General features: G+C 23.0%; 1 pseudogene. It reads right to left on the bottom strand.

The annotated features are described in order from the left end of the window. Positions 1 to 190: pseudogene (locus FUA24_RS25420) on the bottom strand (M56 family metallopeptidase); the annotation flags it as partial. Between the last annotated feature and the right edge of the window lie 54 nt (positions 191 to 244).

Here is a 244-nt window from a genome sequence, read left to right as displayed (position 1 = left end):
TTATATATTCTTGAGAAACTACATTTTTAAAACGTTCAATTTTTATTAATGGAATTATTAATGACAAAAGAGTTGTGCCTATTAAATATGCTCTATTCCAATTAAAAAAGGTTTCTTTCTTTAAAATGAAATCGTAAATAATTAAAAAGAAAAGTTGAAATGCAATGGTTTGTATAACATATTGAACCATAATTAAGAGTCTTTTTCATTTATTTCTTTAAGTACAGCCTCTAGGTCTTTAATA

This window comes from Seonamhaeicola marinus (assembly GCF_008085455.1).
Note: the sequence above shows the minus strand (reverse complement) of the source record. Positions and strands in the feature narration are given on the sequence as shown.